Source organism: Piscicoccus intestinalis NBRC 104926, assembly GCF_001515525.1.
Lineage (GTDB): Bacteria > Actinomycetota > Actinomycetes > Actinomycetales > Dermatophilaceae > Kineosphaera > Kineosphaera intestinalis.
Genome location: NZ_BCNQ01000301.1, coordinates 1 through 1,170, shown reverse-complemented (window position 1 = coordinate 1,170; position 1,170 = coordinate 1). Strand labels below are relative to the sequence as shown.

The 1,170-nt window shown below is 73.5% G+C and carries 1 protein-coding gene; it reads left to right on the top strand.

The window, feature by feature from the left end:
- On the top strand, positions 1-1,170 hold a 1,170-nt coding region (locus tag PINTE_RS21360; RefSeq protein WP_281178990.1), incomplete at both ends, for a helicase-related protein.

Here is a 1,170-nt window from a genome sequence, read left to right as displayed (position 1 = left end):
GCTCGCGCACGCTCGACGCGCCGCTGTGGACCGACGAGCAACGCCCGGCGCGGCCGCGCGGCGGGATGCCGAGCCGCGCCGAGGTCATCGCGCTGCTGGAGCGCGACGGGCTGCTGCCGGCGATCACGTTCATCTTCAGCCGGGCGGGCTGTGATGCCGCGGTGCGCCAGCTGCTGACGTGGGACGTGCGGCTCGTCGACGAGGCCGACGGGGCTCGGATCGCGCGGCTCGTGGAGTCCCGGGTGGCCGGCATCGCGGCCGAGGACCTGTCGGTGCTCGGCTACTGGGACTTCCTCGAGGGGCTGACCCGCGGGTTCGCCGCGCACCACGCGGGCATGCTGCCGACCTTCCGCGAGATCGTCGAGGAGCTGTTCACCGCGGGGGCGATCAAGGCGGTCTTCGCGACCGAGACGCTCGCGCTGGGCATCAACATGCCGGCGCGCACGGTGGTGCTGGAGAAGCTCGTGAAGTTCAACGGCGAGACCCACGCCGACATCACCCCGGCGGAGTACACCCAGCTCACCGGCCGCGCCGGCCGCCGCGGCATCGATGTCGAGGGGCACGCGGTCGTGCTGTGGAATCCCTCGCTCGACCCGCTGGCCGTGGCCGGGTTGGCCTCGACCCGCACCTACCCGCTGCGCAGCAGCTTCCGGCCGACGTACAACATGACGGTCAACCTCGTCGACCGGCTGGGGCGCCCGGAGGCGGCGCAGATCCTGCAGACGTCGTTCGCGCAGTTCCAGGCCGACGCCTCGATCGTCGGGCTGACCCGTCAGATCGCCGAGCACGACGAGGCGCTCGCCGGGTACGCCGAGGCGATGACCTGCCACCTCGGCGACTTCGCGCAGTACGCCGCGATGCGCGAGGAGATCTCGACGCTGGAGAAGGGCGCGGCCAAGGAGCGCTCGGCGAACCGGGTGCGGGCGGTGGCGCGCAGCCTCGAGGACCTGACTCCCGGTGACGTCGTCGCGCTCGTCGACGGCCGGCACACCGGGCGGGCCGTCGTCGTGTCGGCGGCGTCATCCCGCCGCGGTGCCCGCGGTCCGGCGCGCGACGTCACGGTCGTCACCGAAGACGCCCGCCAGCGCCGGCTCGTCGCGGCCGACCTCGACGTGCCGGTCGAGCCGCTCGGCAGCGTGCGGCTGCCGAAGGGGTTCAACGTGCGGGTCG